Annotated in this window: 23 protein-coding genes; 17 read left to right on the top strand and 6 right to left on the bottom strand. The window is 64.1% G+C overall.

Annotated features, from left to right (window positions below):
* Positions 1-84 precede the first annotated feature (84 nt).
* Both IC232_RS13565 and IC232_RS13560 read left to right on the top strand, forming a co-directional pair.
* Positions 85-987: a DMT family transporter gene (locus tag IC232_RS13565; protein ID WP_190845508.1), complete on the top strand. Its 903-nt coding sequence runs from the start codon at positions 85-87 to the stop codon at positions 985-987.
* A gap of 69 nt (positions 988-1,056) precedes the next feature.
* Positions 1,057-2,211, top strand: coding sequence for a 2OG-Fe(II) oxygenase (locus IC232_RS13560; protein WP_190845507.1), 1,155 nt, complete (start codon positions 1,057-1,059; stop codon positions 2,209-2,211).
* A gap of 7 nt (positions 2,212-2,218) precedes the next feature.
* Here the strand turns inward: IC232_RS13560 and IC232_RS13555 are convergent, their stop codons facing one another.
* Complete coding sequence (locus tag IC232_RS13555) at positions 2,219-2,797, bottom strand: TIGR00730 family Rossman fold protein (RefSeq protein WP_190845506.1); 579 nt, start codon at positions 2,795-2,797, stop codon at positions 2,219-2,221.
* 136 nt (positions 2,798-2,933) lie between these two features.
* On the opposite strand from IC232_RS13555, the gene IC232_RS13550 reads away from it, so the two are divergent.
* Positions 2,934-4,100 (top strand): acetyl-CoA acetyltransferase, encoded by a 1,167-nt coding sequence (locus tag IC232_RS13550; protein ID WP_190845505.1) that lies wholly within the window; start codon positions 2,934-2,936, stop codon positions 4,098-4,100.
* A gap of 136 nt (positions 4,101-4,236) precedes the next feature.
* Here the strand turns inward: IC232_RS13550 and IC232_RS13545 are convergent, their stop codons facing one another.
* Positions 4,237-4,503, bottom strand: coding sequence for a BolA family protein (locus IC232_RS13545; RefSeq protein ID WP_190845504.1), 267 nt, complete (start codon positions 4,501-4,503; stop codon positions 4,237-4,239).
* Between the two features lie 90 nt (positions 4,504-4,593).
* Between IC232_RS13545 and IC232_RS13540 the strand changes: the two genes are divergently transcribed.
* From IC232_RS13540 to IC232_RS13505, 8 genes are all read left to right on the top strand, one after another.
* On the top strand, positions 4,594-5,223 hold the full coding sequence (locus IC232_RS13540; protein WP_190845503.1) for a J domain-containing protein: 630 nt from the start codon (positions 4,594-4,596) through the stop codon (positions 5,221-5,223).
* A gap of 116 nt (positions 5,224-5,339) precedes the next feature.
* Complete coding sequence (gene cobS / locus IC232_RS13535) at positions 5,340-6,329, top strand: cobaltochelatase subunit CobS (protein WP_190845502.1); 990 nt, start codon at positions 5,340-5,342, stop codon at positions 6,327-6,329.
* Positions 6,330-6,444: 115 nt separating this feature from the next.
* On the top strand, positions 6,445-8,346 hold the full coding sequence (cobT, locus tag IC232_RS13530) for a cobaltochelatase subunit CobT (protein ID WP_190845501.1): 1,902 nt from the start codon (positions 6,445-6,447) through the stop codon (positions 8,344-8,346).
* On the top strand, positions 8,343-9,347 hold the full coding sequence (locus IC232_RS13525; protein ID WP_190845500.1) for an esterase-like activity of phytase family protein: 1,005 nt from the start codon (positions 8,343-8,345) through the stop codon (positions 9,345-9,347). The genes cobT and IC232_RS13525 overlap by 4 nt, the downstream gene beginning before the upstream one ends.
* 207 nt (positions 9,348-9,554) lie before the next feature.
* Complete coding sequence (locus tag IC232_RS13520; protein WP_190845637.1) at positions 9,555-10,952, top strand: circularly permuted type 2 ATP-grasp protein; 1,398 nt, start codon at positions 9,555-9,557, stop codon at positions 10,950-10,952.
* Between the two features lie 16 nt (positions 10,953-10,968).
* Positions 10,969-11,913: an alpha-E domain-containing protein gene (locus IC232_RS13515; protein ID WP_190845499.1), complete on the top strand. Its 945-nt coding sequence runs from the start codon at positions 10,969-10,971 to the stop codon at positions 11,911-11,913.
* A 3-nt stretch (positions 11,914-11,916) separates the two neighbouring features.
* A complete protein-coding gene (locus tag IC232_RS13510; RefSeq protein ID WP_190845498.1) occupies positions 11,917-12,735 on the top strand; it encodes a transglutaminase domain-containing protein in 819 nt (272 codons plus the stop codon).
* Positions 12,736-12,788: 53 nt separating this feature from the next.
* A complete protein-coding gene (locus tag IC232_RS13505) occupies positions 12,789-13,538 on the top strand; it encodes a peptidase (protein ID WP_190845636.1) in 750 nt (249 codons plus the stop codon).
* Between the two features lie 27 nt (positions 13,539-13,565).
* On the opposite strand, the gene IC232_RS13500 is transcribed toward IC232_RS13505, so the two are convergent.
* Together IC232_RS13500 and rpmB are read right to left on the bottom strand one after the other, a co-directional pair.
* On the bottom strand, positions 13,566-14,189 hold the full coding sequence (locus IC232_RS13500) for a queuosine precursor transporter (protein ID WP_190845497.1): 624 nt from the start codon (positions 14,187-14,189) through the stop codon (positions 13,566-13,568).
* 190 nt (positions 14,190-14,379) lie between these two features.
* The gene (gene rpmB, locus IC232_RS13495; RefSeq protein WP_036358230.1) at positions 14,380-14,670 is read right to left on the bottom strand and encodes a 50S ribosomal protein L28; all 291 of its coding nucleotides are present in this window, start codon (positions 14,668-14,670) and stop codon (positions 14,380-14,382) included.
* Between the two features lie 233 nt (positions 14,671-14,903).
* Here rpmB and IC232_RS13490 point away from each other — a divergent pair, with 233 nt between their 5' ends.
* The 6 genes from IC232_RS13490 to IC232_RS13465 all read left to right on the top strand — a co-directional run bounded on the left by IC232_RS13490 (position 14,904) and on the right by IC232_RS13465 (position 21,834).
* A complete protein-coding gene (locus IC232_RS13490) occupies positions 14,904-15,764 on the top strand; it encodes a DUF3108 domain-containing protein (protein ID WP_190845496.1) in 861 nt (286 codons plus the stop codon).
* A 193-nt stretch (positions 15,765-15,957) separates the two neighbouring features.
* Positions 15,958-19,152: a helicase-related protein gene (locus IC232_RS13485; RefSeq protein ID WP_190845495.1), complete on the top strand. Its 3,195-nt coding sequence runs from the start codon at positions 15,958-15,960 to the stop codon at positions 19,150-19,152.
* Between the two features lie 12 nt (positions 19,153-19,164).
* Positions 19,165-19,467 carry an RNA-binding S4 domain-containing protein gene (locus IC232_RS13480; protein ID WP_190845494.1) on the top strand — a complete coding sequence of 101 codons (303 nt, stop codon included), beginning with the start codon at positions 19,165-19,167 and terminating at the stop codon, positions 19,465-19,467.
* Between the two features lie 51 nt (positions 19,468-19,518).
* Complete coding sequence (fdxA, locus tag IC232_RS13475) at positions 19,519-19,857, top strand: ferredoxin FdxA (RefSeq protein WP_036358241.1); 339 nt, start codon at positions 19,519-19,521, stop codon at positions 19,855-19,857.
* Positions 19,858-20,215: 358 nt separating this feature from the next.
* A complete protein-coding gene (locus IC232_RS13470; protein WP_190845493.1) occupies positions 20,216-20,797 on the top strand; it encodes a CarD family transcriptional regulator in 582 nt (193 codons plus the stop codon).
* 164 nt (positions 20,798-20,961) lie between these two features.
* On the top strand, positions 20,962-21,834 hold the full coding sequence (locus IC232_RS13465; RefSeq protein ID WP_190845492.1) for an RNA polymerase factor sigma-32: 873 nt from the start codon (positions 20,962-20,964) through the stop codon (positions 21,832-21,834).
* An 85-nt stretch (positions 21,835-21,919) separates the two neighbouring features.
* Here IC232_RS13465 and IC232_RS13460 read toward each other — a convergent pair whose 3' ends face one another.
* Both IC232_RS13460 and IC232_RS13455 read right to left on the bottom strand, forming a co-directional pair.
* Complete coding sequence (locus IC232_RS13460; protein WP_190845491.1) at positions 21,920-23,344, bottom strand: M48 family metalloprotease; 1,425 nt, start codon at positions 23,342-23,344, stop codon at positions 21,920-21,922.
* A gap of 6 nt (positions 23,345-23,350) precedes the next feature.
* Entirely contained in the window at positions 23,351-24,172 is an 822-nt protein-coding gene (locus tag IC232_RS13455; protein WP_190845490.1) for a thermonuclease family protein, read from the bottom strand.
* Between the last annotated feature and the right edge of the window lie 23 nt (positions 24,173-24,195).

Raw genomic sequence — 24,195 nt, 5'->3', positions numbered from 1 at the left:
GCCGCTTGTTGATTGCTTAAACTCCCCTTCTTAACGAATTCCATGGCAAGAGAGTGGCAAGAGCCGCGCGGATTGAAGATCGATATGAGTGCATCCCTTCTCTGGATTCCCGCCACTCTTCTGGCCGCAGCAGCGCAAACCGGCCGCAACGCTACCCAGCGCCGCCTCACCGAGACCATTGGAACCGTAGGAGCGACCCAGGTCCGCTTCCTCTACGGTTTCCCCTTCGCGCTCCTGGCCTTGGCGGCGATGTGGTTCGCCACCGGTGAAGCGCCGCCTGCGCCCAATGCGGCCTTCCTTGCTTATGTGCTCATGGGTGCCTTGACCCAGATTTTTGCCACCGCGCTCATGCTCTCGGCCATGCGGGAGCGCGCCTTTTCCGTCGTCACCGCCTATACCAAGACCGAACCGGTGCAGGTGGCGCTCTTCGGTCTGGTGCTCCTCGGCGACCCGCTCACCCCGGCCATGGCTCTCTCCATCGCGGTTGCCACGGGCGGCGTGCTGCTCATGTCCGTGAAGCCCGGCACGAGCCTGACCTCGTCCGGCCTCAGGCCTGTCCTCTTCGGAATCGCCTCTGGAGCCTTCTTCGCTTTGGCCGCCATCGGCTTTCGCGGTGCGATCCTGTCGCTCGACGAGGGCTCGCCGCTCATCCGGGCTTCCACGACCCTGGTCTGGGGGCTCGGCCTGCAGACCACTGTCCTTCTCGTGTGGCTCGGCCTCTTTGATCGCAAGGCGCTGGTGGCGAGTTTTGCGGCGTGGCGCCCCTCCTTGGGGGCAGGCTTTCTCGGAGCGCTGGCGTCCCAGTTCTGGTTCATCGGCTTTGCGCTCACCACAGCGGCCAATGTGCGCACCCTCGCCCTGGTGGAGGTGCTGATGGCACAGGCCGTATCCCACCACTTCCTGGCTCAGGCGACCACCCGGCGTGAGTTGGCCGGAATGCTGCTGATTCTCGGAGGGGTTGCGCTCCTCCTCATGTCCCAACGTTAGCTTGTCGCTGCGGCAGCCGCGTGATAACGAACAACGTTACATGTATTGTAACTGTATTTCGGACCGCCGATGACCGACGCTGCCGCTCCTGCACCCATGCAACCTGCCTATCGCGTTCTCCAGGTGGGCGATCCGGTTCCGTGGTTCAAACAGAACTCCACCAGCAATCCGAACTTCAGCTTCGACACGGTGGCCGGCCGCTACATCGTCCTGTGCTTCTACGGGATGGGCTCGGACGAGGTCGGCCGCGCAACCCTGGCGTCGTTTCAGGAGGAGCACCGCTCCCTCTTCGACGATGAGAAGATCGCCCTGTTCGGCGTGAGCGTCGATCCGTCGGATCAGTCCGAGGGCCGTGCGCAGCAGATCGTGCCCGGCATCCGCCATTTCTGGGATTTCGACGGCACGGTGGGGCGCCTCTACGGCGCGCTGCCGCGGAATGTCGAGCCGGGGCAGGGTTCCGTCCCGATCCGCCGCTTCTGGATGGTGCTCAATCCATCCTTGCGCGTGCGCGCCATCTTCCCCTTCGAGCAGGACGGCAGCGACCGGGAGAAGGTGATGGCCTATCTCCGCGACCTGCCGCCGGTCAGCCACTATGCCGGTTTCGAGCTGCCGGCGCCTGTCCTCGTCATCCCGGACGTATTCGAACCCGAGTTGTGCCGCCACCTGATCGGTCTTTACGAGCAGCATGGCGGTGAGGAATCCGGCTTCATGCGCGAGGTCAACGGCAAGACCGTTGCGGCGCACGATCCAAACCACAAACGCCGCAAGGACTACACGATCGAAGATCCCAACCTGATCCGGCAGGTGCAGCACCGCATCATCCGCCGCATCAATCCCGAGATCGAGCGGGTGCATTTCTTCAAGCCCTCACGCATGGAGCGCTACATCGTCTCCTGCTATGCCGCGGAGGACGGAGGACATTTCCGTGCCCATCGGGACAACACGACGAGCGGCACGGCCCATCGCCGCTTCGCGGTCTCGATCAACCTCAACGGTGATTTCGAGGGTGGCGAGGTGAGCTTCCCGGAATACGGACCGCGCAGTTACAAGGCGCCCCCCGGCGGTGCCGTGGTGTTCTCCTGCCCACTCCTGCATGCGGTCTCCAAGGTCACGAAAGGCCGCCGCTTCGCCTTCCTGCCCTTCCTCTATGACGAGGAAGCGGCCAAGGTGCGTGAGGCCAACAACGTGAAACTCGGCGAGGGTGTGGGAGCCTACAAAGCGTAAGACTGACTTAGCGCTCGCCCGCCTTGATCCACTTATCGACCTTCGGCGGTTCGTAAGCACGAATGGCCTCAATCAGGGCGACGGGCTCGCTCTCCACGATCAGCATGGCGCGGTGGATCGGCTTCACGAAGCCCCGTTCCACCACGTCGTCCAGGAAGTCGGTGAGCTTGTCGTAGAAGCCGCCCGCATTCAGGAGCGCGCAGGGCTTGCGGTGGTAGCCGAGCTGCGCCCAGGTCCACACCTCGAACAGCTCCTCGAAGGTGCCGAGGCCTCCGGGCAGGGCGATGAAGCCGTCGGCGAGCTCCGCCATCAGGGCCTTGCGCTCGTGCATGGAGCCCACCACCCGAAGGTCGCTCAGACCTTTGTGGGCGATTTCCTTGTCCACCAGCGCCTGCGGCATCACCCCGATGACGGTGCCGCCCTTGGCGAGAACGGCATCGGCAACGGCACCCATGAGCCCTACCGAGGCGCCGCCATAGACCAAACCTATTCCACTCGCGGCCAGAGCCTCCCCGAGGGCGCGTGCCGTATCGAGATAGACGGGATCCTGACCGGCATTCGAGCCGCAGAAGACGCACAGGCGCATGGGCTGCCTCTCATGATTCGCTTCGCGCCATGATGAACCGCAGCTTGGCGCTAATCTCAAGATGGCATCCACCTTGCTGAACGACGCAAAGAGAGCCACTTTGTGCCTCAACAGCACAATTCTTGAGGAGATCTCCATGACCGCCTGCATCGTCGGCTGGGCTCATACCCCCTTCGGCAAGCTCGATGCCGAGACCGTCGAGAGCCTGATCGTCCGTGTCGCCAGCGAGGCGCTGGAGCATGCAGGTCTTGCCGCCGAAGATGTGGACGAGGTGGTGCTCGGCCATTTCAACGGCGGCTTCTCGGCTCAGGACTTCACAGCCTCCCTGGTGTTCCAGGCCAGCGACCGGTTCCGGTTCAAGCCGGCGACCCGGGTGGAGAATGCCTGCGCGACAGGTTCGGCCGCTGTGCATCAGGCAATCAAAACCATCGAGGCCAAGCGCGCAAAGACCGTGCTGGTCGTCGGCGTCGAGCAGATGACCCGCACGCCGGGGCCCGAGATCGGCAACATCCTGCTGCGCTGCTCCTATGTGTCGGAGGATGGCGAGACGCCGGGCGGCTTCGCCGGCGTGTTCGGCAAGATCGCCGGCACTTACTTTCAGCGTTATGGCGACCAATCTGATGCGCTTGCGATGATCGCCGCCAAGAACCACAAGAACGGCGTCGACAATCCCTATGCTCAAATGCGTAAGGATCTGGGCTTCGACTTCTGCCGGGCTGAGAGCGACAAGAACCCGTTCGTGGCTGGTCCCCTGAAGCGCACCGACTGCTCGCTGGTCTCCGACGGCGCCGCGGCCCTGGTGCTCGCCGACACGGAGACGGCGCTGCGGATGAAGCGCGCCGTCGCCTTCCGGGCCACGGCCCACGCGCAGGATTTTCTGCCCATGTCGAAGCGCGACATCGTCCAGTTCGAGGGCTGCACCGAAGCGTGGCGGCGGGCTCTGACCCAGGCCGGCATCCAGCTCTCCGATCTGTCATTCGTCGAAACCCACGACTGCTTCACCATCGCCGAGCTCATCGAGTACGAGGCCATGGGCCTGACCCCTCGCGGCCAGGGGGCGGTCGCCGTCAAGGAAGGCTGGACCAACCGCGACGGCAAGCTGCCGGTGAACCCCTCCGGCGGCCTCAAGGCCAAGGGCCATCCCATTGGCGCTACAGGCGTCTCCATGCACGCGCTCTCCGCCATGCAGCTCTGCGAGGAGGCCGGCGGCATTCAGGTGAAGAACCCGGTGCTCGGCGGCATCTTCAACATGGGCGGCGCCGCGGTGGCGAATTATGTGAGTGTGCTTGAGCGGATCAAGTGACAAAGCCTCAGGGCTTTGTCATGCCCGGCGAGCGGAGCGAGGGACGGGGAACCATGGCGCCGAGCGTGCTGGTGGATTCCCTTCCCCTCCGATGGCTTCGCCATCTCCGGCCGGGAATGACACTGACCTGTCCCGTCTACTCCCCTGGCGCCTTGGCTTGAATCGCCAGGGCGTGCAGACCCCTGTCGAAAGCGCCTTTCAGCGTGTGGTTCACCAGGCGATGACGCTCGACCCGGCTCTTGCCGGAGAAGGCCTCAGACACGATATAAACGTGGAAGTGAGTTTCACCGCCCTCCCGCCATCCCGCATGGCCGTGATGCTTCTCTGATTCGTCCGTGACGGTCAGTTCGGTCGGCTGCAGGCTGTCCTGCAAAGTCTGTGTGATCCAGTGGGCGAGGGTCATGCTGATAGATCAATCCTTTTTGAACGGGTCTGCGGCCAAAAGCGCTCAGGCCTTGGCTCAAAGCCTCAAGACACTCATAATCGCTGAATCATGGATCTCAACTCGCCTCTTTTCGACCGCATCCGCATCAAGTCTTCCGGTGACGAGCCGCAGGAGACCAAGGGGCCTGTCTGCGAGCATCCAGCCTGCAAGGCCGCCGGCGAATACCGCGCACCCAAGGGACGTGACCGGGAGGGGCAGTACTGGCGCTTCTGCCTCCAGCACGTGCGCGAGTACAACGCGTCGTACAACTATTTCTCCGGCATGTCCGACACGGCGGTTGCGGCCTTCCAGAAGGATTCCATCATCGGCCACCGTCCGACCTGGGCCATGGGGGTGAACTCCGCGGCCGCTGGCGAGGGGCAGGGCGCCAAGGCCGAGCCCCGCGAGTGGGAATATGTCGACCCGCTCGGGGTTCTGCGCGGGGAGGACTTCACCCAGGCCCGCGCGCGCCGGGCCTCGCCCGAGCCGAAGCGCCCGCGCTATACGGGGGCGGTGCGCCGGGCCCTGGACATCCTCGGCCTCGACGATACCGCCGACGGGCCTGCCATCAAGGCCCAGTACAAGTCCCTGGTGAAGCGCTTTCACCCGGATGCCAATGGCGGCGACCGTTCCTTCGAGGAGCGCCTGCGCGACATCATCAAGGCGCACGACACCCTCAAAAGTGCCGGTCTCTGCTAAAAACAATATCCTTTCAGGCAGGGTCGATAGGCCGATTAGGAAATTGCACCATTCCGTCATGGGGTTTAAGAAGCCCATGACACCTTCACGACATCGATCCGAACAAGAGGCCCCTTATGACGGCACATACCGAGACAGCGACCTTGATGCCTGACATGAAGGTGTCCGTGCGACAGGTCTTCGGCATCGACTCGGATCTGGAAGTCCCGGCCTTTTCGCAGGCCGAACAGCATGTGCCCGATCTGGACCCCGACTATCTCTTCGACCGGGATACGACGCTCGCCATCCTGGCGGGGTTTGCCCGCAACCGCCGCGTGATGATCACGGGTTATCACGGCACCGGCAAGTCGACCCATATCGAGCAGGTGGCCGCCCGCCTCAACTGGCCCTGCGTGCGCGTGAACCTGGACAGCCACGTCTCCCGTATCGATCTCGTCGGCAAGGACGCCATCGTGCTCCAGGAGGGCAAGCAGGTCACGGCCTTCCAGGACGGCATCCTGCCCTGGGCGCTGCAGAACAACGTTGCCCTCGTGTTCGACGAGTACGATGCCGGCCGTCCCGACGTGATGTTCGTGATCCAGCGCGTGCTGGAGCAGTCGGGCAAGCTCACGCTCCTCGATCAGAAGCGCGTGATCCGGCCCCACCCGGCCTTCCGGCTATTTGCCACCGCCAACACGGTGGGCCTGGGCGACACGTCGGGCCTGTATCACGGCACCCAGCAGATCAACCAGGGCCAGATGGACCGCTGGTCCATCGTGACCACGCTGAACTACCTGCCGCACGACAAGGAAGTGGACATCGTCCTCTCCAAGGCGAAGCACTACCAGGAGGATCCGGCCGGCCGGGACATCGTCAACAAGATGGTGCGCGTGGCCGATCTCACCCGCTCGGCCTTCATGAACGGCGATCTCTCGACCGTCATGAGCCCGCGCACGGTGATCACCTGGGCCGAGAACGCCGAGATCTTCGGCGACACGGGCTTCGCGTTCCGCGTCACCTTCCTCAACAAGTGCGACGAGCTCGAGCGCACCCTGGTGGCCGAGTTCTACCAGCGCTCCTTCGGCAAGGAACTGCCGGAGAGCGCCGTGAACATGGTGCTGTCTTAAGGCGTCATCCCGGACGCGCCATGGGCGCGATCCGGGATCGTTTGGGAGTTTCGCTGGTTTTGGCGATCCCGGCTCTCCGCTACGCTCCGGCCGGGATGACGGATGAAGGAATTCGATGTCCATCTCGAACCGCAAGCCAGGTGAGAAGAAGGAAGCGCCGGCGGAGCCGCTGAAGCGCTCCATCGCCGGCACCATGAAGGCCATTGCCCGCAAGCCCGATCTCGAGGTGGCTTTCGCATCCGACCGTCCGGTTCTCATGGGCCAGGACAAGGCCCGCCTGCCGGAGCCGCCGCGGCGGCTGACCGCGCAGGACGTGGCGATCCTGCGCGGCAACGCCGACGCCATGGCGCTGCGGCTGGCCTGCCACGACATCACCCTGCACCGGAAGCTGGCTCCTGACGGTCAGGCGGCGCGGGCCGTGTTCGACGCGGTCGAGCAGGCGCGCGTGGAATCCATCGGCTCTCGTCGCATGGCCGGCATCTCCTCCAACATCACGGCGATGCTGGAGGACCGCTACCATCGCGGCGGCAAGTACGAGGAGATCACGGACCGGGCCGATGCGCCGCTCGAGGATGCGCTCGCCCTCATGGTGCGCGAGCGCCTGACGGGGCAGAAGCCCCCCGCCTCGGCGGCCAAGATCGTCGATCTCTGGCGCGACTTCATCGAGGACCGCGCGGGCCGAGACCTGGATGGCCTGCTCAAGAACATCGAGAACCAGCGCAGCTTCGCCCGCAACATCCGCGACCTGCTCTCCTCCCTCGACATGGCCGACGAGGCGTCCATGGATTCCGAGGACGAGGAGAACGAGGACGAGAACGAATCCGAGCAGCAGGAGCAGCAGGGCGAAGGCGAGTCCGAGCAGGAAAGCCAAGGCGACCGCGCTGAAACCGAGGTCAGCGAGGATTCCAGCGACGAGATGGAGGATGGCGCCACGGAGGAGGCCGATGGTCCTTCCGGCGAGATGCCCGAGGAATCCGAAGAGGCCGATTCGGAGGATGCCGGCGAGTCCTGGCGCCCGCCATCGCGGTCCAACGAGGCGCGCGGGCCCGACTACAAGGCCTATAGCCAGAAATTCGACGAGATGATCCATGCGGAGGATCTCTGCGACGCGGACGAGCTGACGCGCCTTCGCGCTTATCTCGACAAGCAGCTCGCCCATCTCCAGGGCGTGGTCGGGCGTCTGGCGAACCGCCTGCAGCGCCGCCTCATGGCGCAGCAGAACCGGTCCTGGGAGTTCGACCTGGAAGAAGGCACCCTCGATCCCGTGCGCCTGCCGCGCATCATCATGGATCCGTACCAGCCGCTTTCCTTCAAGCAGGAGCAGGACACGAACTTCCGCGACACGGTGGTGACGCTGCTCCTGGACAATTCCGGCTCCATGCGCGGACGTCCGATCACGGTCGCGGCCACCTGCGCGGACATCCTGGCGCGCACCCTCGAGCGTTGCGGCGTGAAGGTCGAGATCCTCGGCTTCACCACCCGCGCCTGGAAGGGCGGACAGGCCCGCGAGACGTGGCTGCAGGCCGGCAAGCCGGCCAATCCCGGCCGCCTCAACGACCTGCGCCACATCATCTACAAGTCGGCGGACGCGCCCTGGCGGCGGGCGCGCAAGAACCTGGGCCTGATGATGCGAGAAGGTCTCCTGAAGGAGAACATCGACGGCGAGGCCCTCGACTGGGCGCACAAGCGCCTGCTTGGAAGGCCCGAGCAGCGGCGCATCCTCATGGTGATCTCGGACGGTGCGCCGGTGGACGACTCGACCCTGTCGGTTAACCCCGGCAACTATCTCGAGCGGCACCTGCGCTACATCATCGAGGAGATCGAGACCCGCTCGCCCGTGGAGCTCATCGCCATCGGCATCGGCCACGACGTGACGCGCTACTATCGCCGCGCCGTGACCATCGTCGATGCCGAGGAACTCGGCGGCGTCATGACCGAAAAGCTCGCGGAGCTGTTCGAGGAGAATGCCGGTCCGCCGGCCCGTGGCGCGGCTCCCCGGCGCAGAGCGCACGCTTGAGGCTCACCCGGCGCAACTTCCTGATCGGCGGCAGTGCAACTGCTGCGACTCTTGCCTGCACGGGTGTCGCCTTGGCGCAGCGCCCGCAGGCCTTCAAAGGGGCAACGGCGATCCGCGTGGAGGCGCAGCCGATCAGCCGCCTCTCGACCACCGATCCTGATCGCAGTCGCTTCGGCGCACTGATGTTCCGCTCTGGGGCCATCCTGCGCTCCGATGTGTCGGCCTTCGGCGGATTTTCCGGCCTGTGGCGCTCCGGCGACGGGCAGGAGATCATCGCCCTTGCGGATAATGCGCAAATCATGAAAGCCCAGATCGAGACGGCGGACGGACGTCTCTCGGGCCTGTCCGGCCCGGTCCTGTCTCCATTGATTCTGAGCAACGGCGTGCCGATGCGGCGGTCGCGCTATTACGACACGGAAAGCTTCGCGCTCGCAGGCGATGCCGTCTTCATCGGCACCGAGCGCAACCATGCTGTCGTCCGCTTCGAGCGCAATGCCGCGGGCAGCATCATCCGGGGCGTGCCAATTCCCGTTCCGAAGGCCCTGCAGGACCTGCCGAGCAATGGCGGCCTGGAGGCGGTCGCCGTTGCGCCACAACGCTCTCCCTTAAGCGGGGCTCTCGTCGGCATCGCCGAGGGCGGCAGCGGGTTCATTCTCACAGGACCCAGGCAGGGAGGCTTCCAGGTGGCTCTCACCAGTGGCTTTGACGTCACCGACCTGTCCTTCCTGCCCGATGGCGACGCCGTGCTCCTGGAGCGGCGGTTCTCGCTGTTCGGCGGGTTCGTGTGCCGCCTGCGCCGCATCGAAGCGGCGGCCATCCGAGCGGGCGCGCGTGTCGACGGGGATATCCTCTACGAGAGCGAGCCCTCGCACCAGGTCGACAACATGGAAGGGCTGGCGGTTCACCGCGAGGGCGGCGAGACGGTTCTCTCGCTGATCTCCGACGATAATTTCAGCACGTTGCAGAGAACACTGTTGCTTGAGTTCTCTCTTGAAGGCTGAGGCGCTAGGGAGTGCTGCCTTTTCAGCGGGCAGCTGCTGCTTTTCTCATCATTCCTTGCCTGCCTGTATTCCCTCATCTCGCTTGAAGCTCTAGGTTTTAGGCAACTAAGCTTTCTTTCTGCGGGCTTGATGCCAATCACTGCATTGGGTGTTCGCTTCAGAAAAGCTTAAGGAGATCCGGTGGCGGCACGGGCGATCTTCGACGAGATGAACGGCCACGATGGCCGAAGCAGGCATGCCTACCGCGTCCTGCAGGACTGGTTGAAGTCGGCGCCGCCTCAACTGCTCGAACATCGCCGAGAAGAGGCGGAGCTCTTCTTTCGCCGGGTCGGTATAACCTTCGTGGTCTATGGCAATGTGGAAGCCGAGGAGCGCCTGATTCCCTTCGACATCATTCCCCGCATTTTATCCGGCGAGGAATGGGGTCGCCTCGCGCGTGGTCTGGAGCAGCGGGTCAAGGCACTCAACCTGTTTCTGAAGGACATCTACAGCCAGCGGGACATCCTGCGGGCTGGGATCATTCCGCCGGAGCTGGTCTATCTCAATCCCTATTACCGCCCGCAGATGCAGGGGCTCAATCTCAACAGCAACATCTATGTGCAGGTCGCCGGCATCGACATCGTCCGGGTCGATGACCAAGACTTTTATGTACTGGAAGACAACCTGCGCACGCCCTCCGGGGTCTCCTACATGCTGGAGAACCGGGAGGTGATGATGCGGCTCTTTCCCGAACTCGTGGGCATGCAGCGTATTCGTCCCATCGAGAACTACGTGGACGAGCTCTTGGGCACGCTCAAATCGGTGGCACCGGCGAGTTCCCCCTGGGATCCCACCGTGGTCCTGCTCACTCCCGGCTCCTTCAATTCGGCCTATTACGAGCACAGTTTCCTGGCCGATCGCATGGGCGTGGAACTGGTCGAAGGGCGCGATCTCTTCGTGCGCGACGAGATGGTCTACATGCGCACGACCGAGGGGCCGAAGCGCGTCGACGTGATCTACAGCCGCATCGACGACGACTTCCTCGACCCCTTGGTCTTCCGTTCCGATTCCGCCCTCGGCGTGCCGGGCCTCATCGCCGCCTACCGAGCAGGCAACGTGGCGATCGCCAATGCGCCCGGAACGGGCGTTGCCGACGATAAGGCTATGTACTCTTACGTGCCGGACATGGTGCGCTTCTACATGGGCGAGGAGCCGATCCTGAAGAATGTCCCGACATGGCGCTGCCGCGAGCAGGAGGCTCTCTCCTATGTTCTCAACAATCTGCACGAGCTTGTCGTGAAGGAGGTTAACGGCTCGGGCGGCTATGGCATGCTCGTGGGGCCGCATGCAACGAAGGAGGCTTGCGAGAACTTCAAGGCGCGGGTTCTGTCCAATCCGGACAACTACATCGCCCAACCGACGCTGGCCCTATCGACAAGCCCGATCTTTACGGAGAAGGGCTTGGCGCCGCGCCATGTTGACCTCCGACCTTTCGTGCTTACCGGCCGGAACGGCGTGCGGCTCGTGCCTGGCGGCCTCACTCGCGTGGCGCTGACGGAAGGCTCCCTCGTGGTGAATTCGAGCCAGGGTGGCGGAACCAAGGACACCTGGGTGTTAAGCGAATGAGCAGGGAGCGTCTTTCATGCTGAGTCGTGATGCGGACAGCCTCTATTGGCTCTCTCGCTACGTGGAGCGGGCCGAGAATACCGCACGTGTCCTTGATGTCGCCTATCGCATGGCATCGATGCCGATCTCCTACAGCGGCCTGGAAACCAATGAATGGGAGTCGGCCCTCATCACGGCTGGAGGAATCGATGACTTCCGGTCGGCCTATGATGAGGCGACACCCGAGAACGTGATCGAATTTCTGGCCTTCTCAGAGGTCAATCCCTCAAGCATCCGGAACAGCTTCGATACCGCGCGCCAGAATGCCCGCTCCGTCCGCTCTGCTCTGACGTCGGAGATGTGGGAGGCCATCAACTCCGCCTGGCTCGATCTGCGTCGCTACAAGGCAAGAAAGATCAAGGTTGAGGATCTGCCGCGGTTCCTGAACCTCGTGAAGGAGGCGTCGCTTCGCTACGACGGTTCGGCGATGCGCACCATGCTGCGCAACGATGCCTACTGGTTCTCGCGGCTGGGCCTCTACATCGAACGCGCCGACAACACGGCACGGGTGCTGGACGTCAAATACCACGTGCTCCTGCCGCAGGATGCGCCTGTGGGTGGCGGCATCGACTATTACCAATGGGCCGCCATTCTCCGCTCGGTCTCGGCGCTGGTCAGCTACCAGTGGGTCTATCACCAGAATCTGAGGCCGTGGCTCGTGGCGGATCTTCTGATCCTGCGCGAGGAGATGCCCCGGTCGCTGGCCGCCTGCTATGGTGCGCTTTCACGCCATCTCGATGATCTTTCGCATCGCTACGGCACATCGGGCGCGGCGCAACGTCAGGCACGAGCGACCCATGCCCGGCTGACGAACCGAAACATCGAGGATATCTTCCAGCACGGGCTGCATGAGTTTCTCCAGAACTTCCTGGCGGACAACAACCGGCTCAGCCTTGCCATCTCGAACCAATACCTTTGCTGAACCATGCGCATCCGCATCACCCACGAGACGGTCTATCACTATAGGGAGCCCGCACGATCGGCGATCCAGCTCCTGCGGCTCACGCCCCGTGGCAGCGACAGCCAGACGATCCTGTCCTGGAACATCGACATGGATGGCGAAGCGCGGCTCATGCGCCGGGAGGACTGGTACGGCAACATCGCCCACAGCTTGTCGGTGTCCGGGCCGGTCAGCCAGATCGTTCTGCGTGTGGCCGGCGAGGTGGAGACAACGGATACGGCCGGTGTCATCCGGGGAGGGGTCGAGCGCTTTCCGGAGGTATTCTATCTGCGCGAGACGCCCCTGACCCGCGCCGATGCTGACATTCGCGAATTCGCCCAGGTCACGGCAGGCCACTTCACCAATCCCCTTGATCAAGCTCATGCGCTCATGAACGCGATCCCCAAGCGCCTGCGCTTCGATACGCAAGCCACGAGTTCCACGACCCTGGGGACGGAAGCCTTCGCGGCCGGTCATGGGGTCTGTCAGGATTTCACTCACATCTTCCTGAGCGCGGCGCGCTCCCTGAAAATTCCGGCCCGCTATGTCTCCGGCTATCTTCACAAGCCGGGAGAGATCGAGCAGGAGGCCGGTCATGCCTGGGTCGAAGCCTATCTGCCGGATCTCGGCTGGGTGAGTTTCGACCCGACCAATGCTGTTTCCGCTACGGAACACTACGTTCGGCTCGCCATCGGGCTCGATTATCTTGATGCGGCCCCGGTCCGAGGAAGCTATTACGGCGCTACCCATGAAGCGCTCGACGTTCGTTTGAGAATCGAAAGCGCCCGTCAAGCACAGGCGTGAGAATGACCCCGACGACGCAGCAGCTCGACCAGAAGGCTCCTGGAGGAACACCCATGACGTATTGTGTCGGCATCCTCGTGCAGGACGGCCTTGTGATGATCGCCGACACGCGCACCAATGCTGGCGTCGACAACATTGCAACCTTCCGCAAGCTTCATCTGTTTGAGAAGCCTGGTGAACGGCTGATCACCTTGGCCACGGCCGGCAATCTCTCGGCGAGCCAATCCGTCCTGTCGCTGCTCTCGGACGGAATCGAGAATCCCGAGACTGGTGAGGTCGAGACTCTTTTCACGGTTTCGAGCATGTTCAAGGCGGTCCAGCTCGTCGGACGCGCCATCCGTCGTGTCTATGAGATGGATGGGGTCGAGATGGAGAAGCGCAGCATGACTTTCGATGTCACCATGCTTCTTGGCGGGCAAATCGGCCATGGTCAGATGCGGCTCTACCAGATCTATGCGGCCGGCAACGCGATAGAGGCAACCATCGACACGCCTTTCCTGCAGATCGGCGAGCCCAAATATGGCAAGCCGATCCTGGACCGGGCGATCGCCCACGACACCAGCCTCGTCGAGGCCCTGAAGCTCGGGCTCATCTCGATGGATTCGACACTGAAGTCCAATTTGGGGGTCGGCCTGCCAATTGACATTGTGGTAGCCAAGCGCGCCGCGCTTAGGGCAGGCGTGACATACAGGATCCAAGAGGATGAGCCTTACTTCCGCGACCTGCGTGAGCGCTGGTCGGCGGCCCTGCGCGCGGCGCATCAGGCCATCCCTCATCCGCCCTATGCGGAAGAGGCTCTCTGAACGGCCATGAAGGATGGCCGCCTAAAATCAGGCCGCCCGCTGCAGTCGCGGGCGCATGAACGCCAGGATGGCGCCGTAGGGGGCGATCGCGATGGCGGCCAGCGCGAGCTTCACCCCGTAATCCGCGACGGCGAGATTAACCCACGGGAGGGCGATGCATTGGTCCACGACCCCCGCCTGGCCCAGCATTTCGCTGATGGTGAGGCCGAGGCCCGGCACCACGCCGCAATAGAAGGCGAACGAGAAGAAGATCGCGGTATCGAGCCCCGATGAGATCACCGAGGAAATGAAGGGCGGCATCCACCAGGCTTTGTCGCGGAGGCGGGCGAAGATGCTGATGTCGAGAAGCTGGGCCACGAGGAAGGCGGAGCCTGACGCGATGGCGATGCGCGGCGTCGCCAGGACGATGGAGAGAGCCACGGCCAGCACGAAGCCCACATAGACCACACGCCGGGCGCCCTGTGTCCCGAAGCGGCGGTTCGACAGGTCGGTGACCAGGAACGAGAACGGATAGCTGAAGGCGCCCCAGGTCAGGTAGTCGCCCATGCCCCAATGGGTGAAGGGATGCTGGACCAGAATATTCGACGAGAGGACGACCAGGGTCATTGCCGTGAGCGCAATGAGGAAGTCGCGGCGGTCAATCTGGGTCATGGGGCGGGCCTTCCAGGCAATGCTTAAGCCTTGAGCATCAGACTCAAAAGTGGATTTGCACCTTTGAGATCCATCTGATGCTGAATCCAATAAGCTGCACATCGTCCGGACCAATCTGGACGATGTGCAGACTAACGCAAAACGGGCGGCACTGAGGCCGCCCGCAAAGCCAATTTTTAGCGATCCGAGATCAGCTTGCAGCGGCGAGCTTCTTCTCGAGCTCACGCTTCACTGCCAGGGCAGTGGTGGAGAGCTCTTCAGCCTTGGCCTTGGCCAGGAAGGCATCGAGGCCGCCGCGGTGCTCGACCGAGCGAAGCGCATTGGCGGTGACGCGCAGGCGGAAGGAGCGCTGCAGGGCGTCAGATTGGAGCGTGACGTTGCAGAGGTTCGGCAGGAACTTCCGCTTCGTCTTGCGGTTCGAGTGGCTCACCAGGTGGCCACTCAGCACGGCCTTGCCGGTCAGTTCGCAACGGCGCGACATGGGTTCAATCCTATTCGTCGTGTGAGGGTCGCGACCACAATTCGCGGGTTTGCAAGATCGCAGATCCCACGCGGCCGGACACCAGAAGTCCTTGGAAGGTGCGAGCCTATAAGCCGAAACAGGGGTGTGGGTCAAGAATAGCGCGACGTCGCACCCTCTTTTTTTCGGCCGCGTGGTCACGATTTATTCCGAATCTCGTGCGATGCAACAGAATAGACTATCGGAACAGCCCTATGCGCCTCATCGCCTCAGCTCTCGTCACCCTGGCCTTTGCCGGAACGGCTTCGTTCGCTCAAGGGCAGACCCTCAAGGTGACGTACGACCTCTCCCTGGCGGGCTTGCCCCTAGGAAAAGCAGACCTCGTCTCGTCCTTCAAGGGCCGGAAATACCAGATGCAGGGCAATGCGAAGCTGACCGGCCTCGCCATGGTCCTGACCGGCGGCAAGGGCGAGGCTTCCGCGTCAGGCACGCTTGCCGGAGCCGGCCCGCGCTCGACGAGCTTCGCCGTGGTGTCGAAGACCTCCGACAATCAGCGCAGCGTTCGCATGGGATTGAAGGGCGGCCAGGTGGCTGATGTCGAGATCGACCCACCTCTTGAGCCCAAGGAGGACCGGATCCCGGTCCAGCCTGCGGACAAGAAGGGTGTCGTCGATCCCATGAGCGCGCTGCTCATGCCGGCGCTGGCATCGAAGGGCCTGACCGATCCTGATAATTGCAACCGGACCCTTCCGGTCTTCGACGGAGCCTCCCGCATGAACGTGGTTCTCACCTATGCGGAGACCAAGACTGTGGAGGTGGGGGGCTATTCCGGTCCGGTTCTCGTCTGCAACGCCCGCTATGTGCCGGTCTCCGGCCACAGGCCCGAGCGCCCGGCCACCAAGTTCATGCAGGAGAACCGGGACATGTCCGTCTGGCTTGCCCCCGTCGAAGGCCCGCGCCTGCTCTTTCCTCTGAAGGTTTCCGTGCGCACCATGATCGGCGTTGGCGAGATGCAGGCCTCGCTCTGGTCGCTCGAAGGCGACGGCAAGGCGTCCCGGCCGATGCGCCGGGCCGTGCGGGCCGATGAGGCCGTCCAGGCCGGGGCCGTGCAATAAATTAAGCTCTGAGAATCCTTGGCGAAAGCACCTGTGGCGGGTGGCGAACGCGGCGCCCGCACCCATATAAGGGCATAGCCCGCAGCCGGCCGCGAGGGCCTGGCTGCCTTGAAGAGAAGGCGTCCGGCTCACGTATCCGGCCCGTACAGCCTCTCGTTACTCCGGGACGTTCAAGATTACCCGACATCCAGGCATGGCCCGTCGTTCCCTTCCCCCGCAGGTGCGCTCGCGCGGCGTCACGGCCGTGCTCGGCCCCACCAATACCGGCAAGACCCATCTGGCCATCGAGCGCATGCTCGGCCACGACAGCGGCATGATCGGCCTGCCGCTGCGCCTGCTTGCGCGCGAGGTCTACAACCGGGTGGTGGAGAAGGCGGGCGCTCACAACGTCGCCCTGGTCACCGGCGAGGAAAAAATCAAGCCGGACCGGCCACGTTACTGGATCTCTACTGTCGAGGCGATGCCGCGGGATCTCGACGTTGCCTTCGTGGCCGTGGACGAGATCCAGCTCGCCAGCGATCTCGACCGGGGCCATGTCTTCACCGACCGCCTGCTGAACCAGCGTGGACGCGAGGAGACGCTGCTCATCGGCTCGGCCACCATGCGCCCGGTGATCGAGGCGCTGATCCCGGGCGTTCATGTGGTCACCCGCCCGCGCCTGTCGCAGCTCTCGTTCGCCGGCGAGAAGAAGGTGTCGCGCCTGCCCCGGCGCTCGGCCATCGTGGCCTTCTCGGCCGAGGAGGTCTATGGCATCGCCGAGCTCATCCGCCGCCAGAGCGGCGGCGCGGCCGTGGTGCTCGGGGCGCTTTCGCCCCGCACCCGCAACGCCCAGGTCGAGCTCTTCCAGAACGGCGACGTGGATTATCTCATCGCCACCGATGCCATCGGCATGGGCCTCAACCTCGACGTGAACCATGTGGCCTTCGCGTCCGACAAGAAGTTCGACGGGTTCCAGTTCCGCAAGCTGAACAACCCCGAGCTGGCCCAGATCGCCGGCCGTGCCGGCCGCTACATGCGCGACGGGACCTTCGGCACGTCCGGCCGCTGCCCGCCCTTCGACGCGGAGACCGTCCAGGCGCTCGAGAACCACATCTTCGACCCGGTGCGCATCCTGCAATGGCGCAACCCTGATCTCGATTTCTCCTCGCTGGCGCGCCTGCGCGATTCGCTCGGCAGCCAGCCCCGGGAGCATGGGCTCGTGCGGGCTCCCACCGGCGAGGACGTCCTCTCCCTCGAGGTTCTGGCCCGGGAGGACGACATCCAGGCCATGGCCCGCTCGCAATACGCCGTGGAGCGGCTCTGGCAGATCTGCCAGGTGCCGGATTACAGAAAAGTTTCGCCGCAGACCCATGCGGATCTCGTCGGCCAGCTCTACCGTTTTCTCATGAAGGACGGGGCCATCCCGGCCGACTGGTTTGCCCGCCATCTGTCCGCTATGGATCGGACCGATGGGGATATCGATACCCTCTCCAACCGCATCGCCCAGGTCCGGACCTGGTCCTTCGTCGCCAATCGTCCCGACTGGTTGAAGGATCCGGAGCATTGGCAGGATGTTGCGCGTCAGGTAGAGGACAAGCTATCGGATGCGCTCCATGAACGCCTCGCCCAACGGTTCATCGACCGGCGGACGAGCGTTCTCATGCGGCGCTTGAGAGAGAACAAGATGCTCGAAGCGGAAATTACGACCACCGGCGATGTCACCGTCGAGGGTCAGCACATCGGTCACCTGCACGGCTTCCATTTCGTGCCTGATCCCCAGGCCGACACCACGGAGGTCAAGACCCTGCGCAACGCCGCCAGCAAGGCGCTGGCCGGCGAGATCGAGGCCCGGGCGGACCGATTCGCCGAAACCCCCGATACGATGCTCGTGCTGTCCAACGACGGCACCATTCGCTGGATGGGCGACCCGGTGGCCAAGCTGGAGCCGGGCGACAAACTGTTCGATCCCAAGCTTCGTATCCTCTCGGACGAGCATCTCACGGGCCCGGCCCGGGACAAGGTGGACAACCGTCTCCGCGCCTGGCTCAAGGCCTATGTGGTGCGCCTGCTCGGCCCTCTGCTGCAGCTCGAAGACAGCCAGGAGCTCACGGGCTTGGCGCGTGGCATCGGCTTCCAGATCGGTGAGGCGCTTGGTGTTCTGGAGCGGTCCAAGGTCCTCAACGATGTCCGCAGCCTCGACCAGGATGCCCGTGGCGCCCTGCGCAAGGCGGGCGTGCGCTTCGGCGCCTATCATCTTTACCTGCCGGCCCTGCTGAAGCCGGCACCCCGCGTGCTCGCAACCCAGCTCTGGGCGCTGCAGAACGGCGGCCTCGACCAGAAGGGCATCGACGAGATCGCGCATTTGGCCCAGTCCGGCCGCACCTCGATTCCGGTCGATCCGGAGATCGGTCATGGGCTCTACCGGGCCGCAGGCTTCCGGGTGCTCGGTGGCCGCGCCGTGCGGGTTGACATCCTGGAGCGCCTAGCCGATCTCATCCGTCCGGCGATCGCCTACCGTCCCGGCATCACCCCTGGCGAGCCGCCGGCAGGTGCCGCTGACGGCGAAGGCTTCGTGCCGACGGTTGCGATGACGTCTCTCGTAGGCTGCGCCGGCGAGGATTTCGCCACGATCCTGAAGTCGCTCGGCTATGTGGTGGATCGTCGTGCAGGTCCTGCCATCACCGTGCCGCTCGTTGAAGCCCCGCGGGCTATTGAGCCCCCAACCGCGCCTCCTGGGGGCGACGCTGCCGCTCCGGCCGAGGAAGCGCCCTCCGAGGCAGCTCCCGCCGAGACGCCTCAGGCTGCGGTCGGCACCGAGGAAATCGGCGCGGTTTCCGTCGAGGCTCCCGAGGCCTCCGTCTCCGAACAGGAGGTCGAGGCCAGCGCCGCCGAGGCCGTGGCTTCGCCCGAAGGCGAGGCGATGGCTCCCGCGGACGCACCGACCGAGGCACCCGCTGCGGAAACGGCCCCTGCCGAGCCTGGCATGATCGAGGTCTGGCGCCAGGGCCGCCGCCATCACGAAGGCGCTCAGGCTCACCGCAGTCGCGATGCCCGTGGCGGCCGGCACGAGCGCGGCGAGCGTTCCGACCGAACGGAGCAGCGCCAAGATCGCGGCGACCGTCGCCCGCGCCACGGAGGAGGCCAGGGCGATCAGACAGGCGAGCGCCGGCCTCGTCCCGAGCGCCGCGAAGCGCAAGGGGAGGGCGGTCGTCCGCAGAGCCGTCCGCCGCGTGCCCCCCATCAGGGAGAAGGCCGCCGCGGGGAGGAGCGCCGGGGTCCGAGGCCCGACAAGCGCCCTGACAACCGCCAGGACGGCGGCCGCGACCGGCGTGAGAAGCAGCCGGACCCGAATTCGCCCTTCGCCAAGCTGATGGCTCTCAAGGCTCAGCTCGAGGACAGCAAAAAGTGAGGTTCTGAGGGCATGCGTGAGGACCGTCAGCGGCTCGACAAGTGGCTGTGGTTCGCGCGCTTCGCGAAATCCCGGACCCTGGCCGCCAAGATGGTGACCGACGGCCATGTCCGCCTCAACGGACAGCGCACCGACAGCGCCGCCAAGGCGGTGGCTGTCGGGGATGTGGTGACCATCGCACTGCCCCGGGCCACCCTTGTGGTCCGGATCGAGGGGCTTGGCGAACGCCGGGGCCCTGCACCGGAAGCAAGGCTGCTCTACCTGGATCTCAGCCAGGACAATGCGGCGCTTGTCAGCGACCCTGACAAGGGCTAGAGCGGCACCATATTCATCTCTCGCCTGAAACAGACCTGCGAAGGACCGTGCATGACCTACGTCGTCACTGAAAATTGCATCAAGTGCAAATACATGGACTGCGTCGAGGTATGCCCGGTCGATTGTTTCTACGAGGGCGAGAACATGCTCGTCATCCATCCGGACGAGTGCATCGATTGCGGCGTCTGCGAGCCGGAATGCCCGGCCGAGGCGATCAAGCCCGACGCGGAGCCGGGCCTCGAGCAGTGGCTGAAGCTCAATGCCGACATGGCCAAGAGCTGGCCCAACATCACCCTCAAGAAGGATGCGCCCGCCGATGCGAAGGAATTCGACGGCGTGGCAGGCAAGTTCGAGGCGTTCTTCTCGCCCAATCCCGGCGAAGGGGACTAAGCTAAGGCTTGTCTCAAACGGGCGTCTTTAACGCTGTGCTTTGAAATATTTTTGCTTTTTCGGCCGGACTGTGATAGGGTCCGTGAATGCCGTCGCTTGCGCTCAAGCCGTGCACCGTCCCTGCAGACCGGCGGTTCACATCATGAAGCAAAGATTCGCGTCCTTTGACTTAAGGGAGCGTTGCTGCCTTGGTCAAGGGCATAAGCGTTTGTAGCCGCTGGCTTACATCAGGGAGACGAGCGGAGCAATCAAGTTCCGCGACACTCACATCCTATCCTCGTTCCACCGGGACCCTGTCCGGTGGGGCAACAGCTCCCTCGCCGTTCAGGCAAGGGCCATGCAAGGAGGCCTCTCTCGCATGACAACCGCCAAGAAGTCCGCCCAGCGCCTTGGGTTCAAGTCCGGTGAAGCCATCGTTTATCCCGCTCACGGCGTCGGCCGCATCACGGCCATCGAAGAGCAGGAAATCGCAGGCTTCAAACTGGAGCTGTACGTCGTCTCCTTCGACAAGGACAAGATGGTCCTCCGTGTCCCCACGGGTAAAGCCTCCAGCGTCGGCATGCGCAAGCTTGCCGAACCGGCTCTGGTCCAAAAAGCCCTGGACGTTCTGACGGGTCGTGCCCGCGTGAAGCGCACCATGTGGTCGCGTCGCGCTCAGGAATATGAGGCCAAGATCAATTCCGGCGACCTGATCGCCGTCACGGAGGTCGTGCGTGACCTCTATCGCTCCGAGGCTCAGCCCGAGCAGTCCTACAGCGAGCGCCAGCTCTACGAATCCGCCCTCGACCGGATCGTGCGCGAGATCGCGGCCGTGAACAAGATCACGGACACGGAAGCTCTCAAGCTCATCGAGCAGAGTCTCGCCAAGTCTCCGCGCCGCGTGAAGGGCGCTGAGGATGGCGATGGCGAAGGCGACGATATGCAGGAAGAGGCCGCCTAATCGGCCGCCTGTCTCAAAGTATCAAAAGCCCGGCCTGGAGCCGGGCTTTTTTGTGCCCGGAGCCTTGTCTTTCAGAGGCCGGAATCTATTTTGCAGAACTCGGCTGTTGGAAGTGAACTTTTTGCGGCCTCGCTCGTTGTGTCTCTGCCAAGGGAGAGCACACAATGGGAGAAATCTCAGGGGTTCGCCGCCGGTTCGTCCGCGCTGCCATGAATGCACCTTTTCTTGAGAGAGAAGAGGAGCACCTTCTTGCTGTGCGCTGGAAAGAGAACCGCGATGAGGCGGCGCTTCATCAATTGACTGCTGCCCACATGCGCCTCGTCATTGCGCTGGCAGCCCGTTTCCGTCACTACGGCCTGCCGATGGCGGATCTGGTTCAGGAAGGCCATGTGGGGCTTCTCGAAGCCGCAGCCCGGTTCGAGCCTGAACGGGAAGTCCGTTTCTCAACCTATGCGACCTGGTGGATCCGCGCCTCCGTGCAAGATTACATCCTTCGTAACTGGTCAATCGTCCGCGGCGGAACGAGTTCCGCCCAGAAAGCTCTTTTCTTCAATTTGCGCCGCCTGCGCGCGCGCCTCACGCGTGGTGGGGAAGAGCGCATCTCCTCCGACGTTCATGCAAAGATCGCCGAGGCGATCGGCGTGTCGAAGGCCGATGTGGCGCTGATGGATGCACGCCTGTCGGGGCCGGACACCTCGCTCAACGCACCGGTTCTGGACGCCGATTCGTCGAACTCCGCCGAACGGGTCGAGTTCCTGGTCGACAACAGCCCTCTGCCCGACGAGACCGTCACTGACTCCATCGACACCGAGCGCCGCGTGCGCTGGCTGCAGCAGGCGCTCGAAGTTCTCAACGAACGCGAGTTGCGCATCCTGCGCGCCCGCCGTCTCGACGACGAGCAGGTGACTCTGGAGTTCCTTGGCGATCGGCTGGGGATTTCGAAGGAGCGCGTTCGTCAGATCGAGAACCGCGCGCTCGAAAAGCTCAAGCGCGCGCTCGTGGAGCGCTATCCTCAGGCCTCCGGCGCCTTTGTGTAAGACGCACAAGCCTTTCTGGAATATGCAATCGGCGAGGCAGGCAACTGCCTCGCCGATTGCATTCTTGGACTTGAAGGCGCGGTTCCTACTCCACCACGATCTTGTAGCGCTCGCCCACCTTCAAGGGAGCATTCCTGTCGAGGCCGTTGAGCAGCAGGAAGCGTTCGAGCGGCCGGTCGATCGGCATGCGGGCGGAAAGCGCCTGCGCGGTATCGCCCCGCTGTGCGGTCACCATTTGCAGCTTGAGCGGCCTGATCCGCCTCGCCTCCTCGGGCTGCACCTGTCGGACGCTGTTCAGGGTTTGCTGGAAGATGCCTTCCAGATCGCCCCTGTTGCCGCGGGTCGCCATGATGAGCCGGTAGGTGGTGCTGCCGATCCGGACGGCCGAGAGGCGGAAGGTCCATTCCTTGCCGTTGGACAGGGCCGTCACCACGGGCAGGCCGTTCACTGTGCCGGGCGTGAGGGTGCCAGGCTCGATAGTGTCCGTCCAGGTGGAGCGCAGCACGTCTTCCAGGCTCTGGCCCTCCGGGGTGTCGGCGGCGTCAAAAAGCAGGCGACGCTCGCCGTCGGCAGAAGATCCAAGCACGGCCTGGGAGGTGTTCTCCAGGCTGAAGCCATCGGGAGCCTCGAACGCAACCCCGAGCCGGGAATGAATGAAGCGGCGGCCCTTCACGACGCCGTCGGCCGGATCGTCACCATAGGCAAGCCCCTCGAGAGCCGAGAGATAGGCCAGCCGCCCGGTCTCGCCGGTGCCGGCCAACTCCGTTCGCCGCGCGGCCTGCAACGCCCGTGAGACACGGTCGTTGGTGCTCGGATGCGAGGCCAGCCGGTCCCCTGTCTGGTTGTCGGAACTCGTGCCCGAGCGCCCGAGAGACGTCAGGAATCGCGGCGCTCCGAAAGGATCAAAGCCGGCGCGGGCCAGAACCTTCACGCCGGTCTGGTCCGCCTCGAGTTCCTGCGCCCGCGAGAAGCTGGCAAGGGTCGAGCGGGACTGGTTCTGCGCCGTGGCTGCCTCCTCGGCATCGTTCAGCACGTTCTCGGCCACGCGCTCGATCAGGGCCGAGCGGGCCTGCAGCTCGCTGCGCTGAGAGGCGTGACGCAGGGTCACGTGGGCGATCTCGTGGGACAGGACGGCCGCCACCTCGGAGGTGTCGTTGGCAAGCGCCAGGAGCCCGCGCGTTACGTAAAGGCGCCCGTTCGGCAGGGCGAAGGCATTGACTGCGGGCGAGTTCAGGATCGTCACCTGGAAAGCCTCGTCCGGCCGGTCGGTGGCCATGACGAGCCGGTTCGTCACATCGGTCAGGAGCTGCTGGAGCTGCGGCGCGCGACCCTCTCCGCCGAAGGCCCTGACAAGGCGCACATGATCCCGGTCGCGGTCCGGGCCGATGACCCGCGGGGCGTTCGCCGGGAGCGACACATCCCCGCCAAAGCCGGAGCAGCCCGCGAGCAAGGCTGCGAGCATGAGGCTGCCGAGAATTCCGGTGCTACCTGTCCGACGTGTTCCCATCATGCTCGTTCATCGTGGCAGATGATCGCCTTCAAGACGTTCGATCATATCCGGTATGACAATCGCAACAGCGGTGCCTTGCCAAGACTGCAAAATGCCTCGGGTCCTGATCGGCCGGCCCTTGAGCGCCTCGGCGCCCACGCCGCGATCCAGCATCTGCTTCCAGGTTGTCCTCGGGATGATGATCGTGAAGTCTTCTGCCCAAAGCCCCCCGAAGTTCAAATAGGTGCGCTGCTTGCGCTCGCCGATGCTCCTGACGCGGCCTTCGACCAGCACGAAGCTGCCGACCTGCTCGCGCAGGCGCTCGGAGTGATTTGCATCAAGGGGCTTATAGCGGTCATCGGCCCAAACACCAAGGCGTCGTTCGCGGGCCGTGGCCTCCAGGGCGAGGAGTTCGGGCTGGCAGAAAGCGCCGTCCAGCCCCGCATCCACCAGGGCGAGGCCGGCTTCGACCAATCCATGGGCCCAGTCGAGCGCCGGAGGCTCGCCGGACGACCGGATACGGACAGAGGTCCGATCCCACCGGTCGCATTTATCAGGTCCTTGAACGTGAGCCGATTGACCGATGCGCGCTCTGAGCCAAGAGAGAGCGTGCTCGCGATGAGGCGGGGCGTCGGGAAGGCGGATTCCCGACAAACGGGCCAATTGCCCGGCCATCAGGATGAGATCGCCCTCCGCCGTGAGGCCCTGCAGCCGGTCGCTGCGCACCTCGCCCATGCATTCCGCAGGCCGCTGCATGGAACGTGTCTGTGCAAGGGCCTCCTGGATGCCGATATCCAGAGCAGGTCCAAGGCCCAAGGCCAACAGCATCCGCAGGGTCGATCCCTTCATGGGACGGGATCATACCCAATCAG

The organism is Microvirga sp. (assembly GCF_014699075.1).
GTDB lineage: Bacteria > Pseudomonadota > Alphaproteobacteria > Rhizobiales > Beijerinckiaceae > Microvirga.
This window is presented reverse-complemented; position numbering and strand designations above follow the sequence as displayed.

Bases quoted from the DNA above. Each gene is read 5' to 3' on its own strand.
- IC232_RS13515 (WP_190845499.1), top strand. From the start codon at position 10,969: ATGCTGAGTCGTGATGCGGACAGCCTCTATTGGCTCTCTCGCTACGTG.
- IC232_RS13505 (WP_190845636.1), top strand. From the start codon at position 12,789: ATGACGTATTGTGTCGGCATCCTCGTGCAGGACGGCCTTGTGATGATC.
- IC232_RS13465 (WP_190845492.1), top strand. From the start codon at position 20,962: ATGGGAGAAATCTCAGGGGTTCGCCGCCGGTTCGTCCGCGCTGCCATG.
- cobS (WP_190845502.1), top strand. From the start codon at position 5,340: ATGACGGCACATACCGAGACAGCGACCTTGATGCCTGACATGAAGGTG.
- IC232_RS13510 (WP_190845498.1), top strand. From the start codon at position 11,917: ATGCGCATCCGCATCACCCACGAGACGGTCTATCACTATAGGGAGCCC.
- IC232_RS13555 (WP_190845506.1), bottom strand. From the start codon at position 2,797: ATGCGCCTGTGCGTCTTCTGCGGCTCGAATGCCGGTCAGGATCCCGTC.
- IC232_RS13480 (WP_190845494.1), top strand. From the start codon at position 19,165: ATGCGTGAGGACCGTCAGCGGCTCGACAAGTGGCTGTGGTTCGCGCGC.
- IC232_RS13565 (WP_190845508.1), top strand. From the start codon at position 85: ATGAGTGCATCCCTTCTCTGGATTCCCGCCACTCTTCTGGCCGCAGCA.
- IC232_RS13455 (WP_190845490.1), bottom strand. From the start codon at position 24,172: ATGAAGGGATCGACCCTGCGGATGCTGTTGGCCTTGGGCCTTGGACCT.
- fdxA (WP_036358241.1), top strand. From the start codon at position 19,519: ATGACCTACGTCGTCACTGAAAATTGCATCAAGTGCAAATACATGGAC.
- rpmB (WP_036358230.1), bottom strand. From the start codon at position 14,670: ATGTCGCGCCGTTGCGAACTGACCGGCAAGGCCGTGCTGAGTGGCCAC.
- IC232_RS13460 (WP_190845491.1), bottom strand. From the start codon at position 23,344: ATGATGGGAACACGTCGGACAGGTAGCACCGGAATTCTCGGCAGCCTC.
- IC232_RS13550 (WP_190845505.1), top strand. From the start codon at position 2,934: ATGACCGCCTGCATCGTCGGCTGGGCTCATACCCCCTTCGGCAAGCTC.
- IC232_RS13520 (WP_190845637.1), top strand. From the start codon at position 9,555: ATGAACGGCCACGATGGCCGAAGCAGGCATGCCTACCGCGTCCTGCAG.
- cobT (WP_190845501.1), top strand. From the start codon at position 6,445: ATGTCCATCTCGAACCGCAAGCCAGGTGAGAAGAAGGAAGCGCCGGCG.
- IC232_RS13545 (WP_190845504.1), bottom strand. From the start codon at position 4,503: ATGACCCTCGCCCACTGGATCACACAGACTTTGCAGGACAGCCTGCAG.
- IC232_RS13500 (WP_190845497.1), bottom strand. From the start codon at position 14,189: ATGACCCAGATTGACCGCCGCGACTTCCTCATTGCGCTCACGGCAATG.
- IC232_RS13560 (WP_190845507.1), top strand. From the start codon at position 1,057: ATGACCGACGCTGCCGCTCCTGCACCCATGCAACCTGCCTATCGCGTT.
- IC232_RS13485 (WP_190845495.1), top strand. From the start codon at position 15,958: ATGGCCCGTCGTTCCCTTCCCCCGCAGGTGCGCTCGCGCGGCGTCACG.
- IC232_RS13470 (WP_190845493.1), top strand. From the start codon at position 20,216: ATGACAACCGCCAAGAAGTCCGCCCAGCGCCTTGGGTTCAAGTCCGGT.
- IC232_RS13490 (WP_190845496.1), top strand. From the start codon at position 14,904: ATGCGCCTCATCGCCTCAGCTCTCGTCACCCTGGCCTTTGCCGGAACG.
- IC232_RS13540 (WP_190845503.1), top strand. From the start codon at position 4,594: ATGGATCTCAACTCGCCTCTTTTCGACCGCATCCGCATCAAGTCTTCC.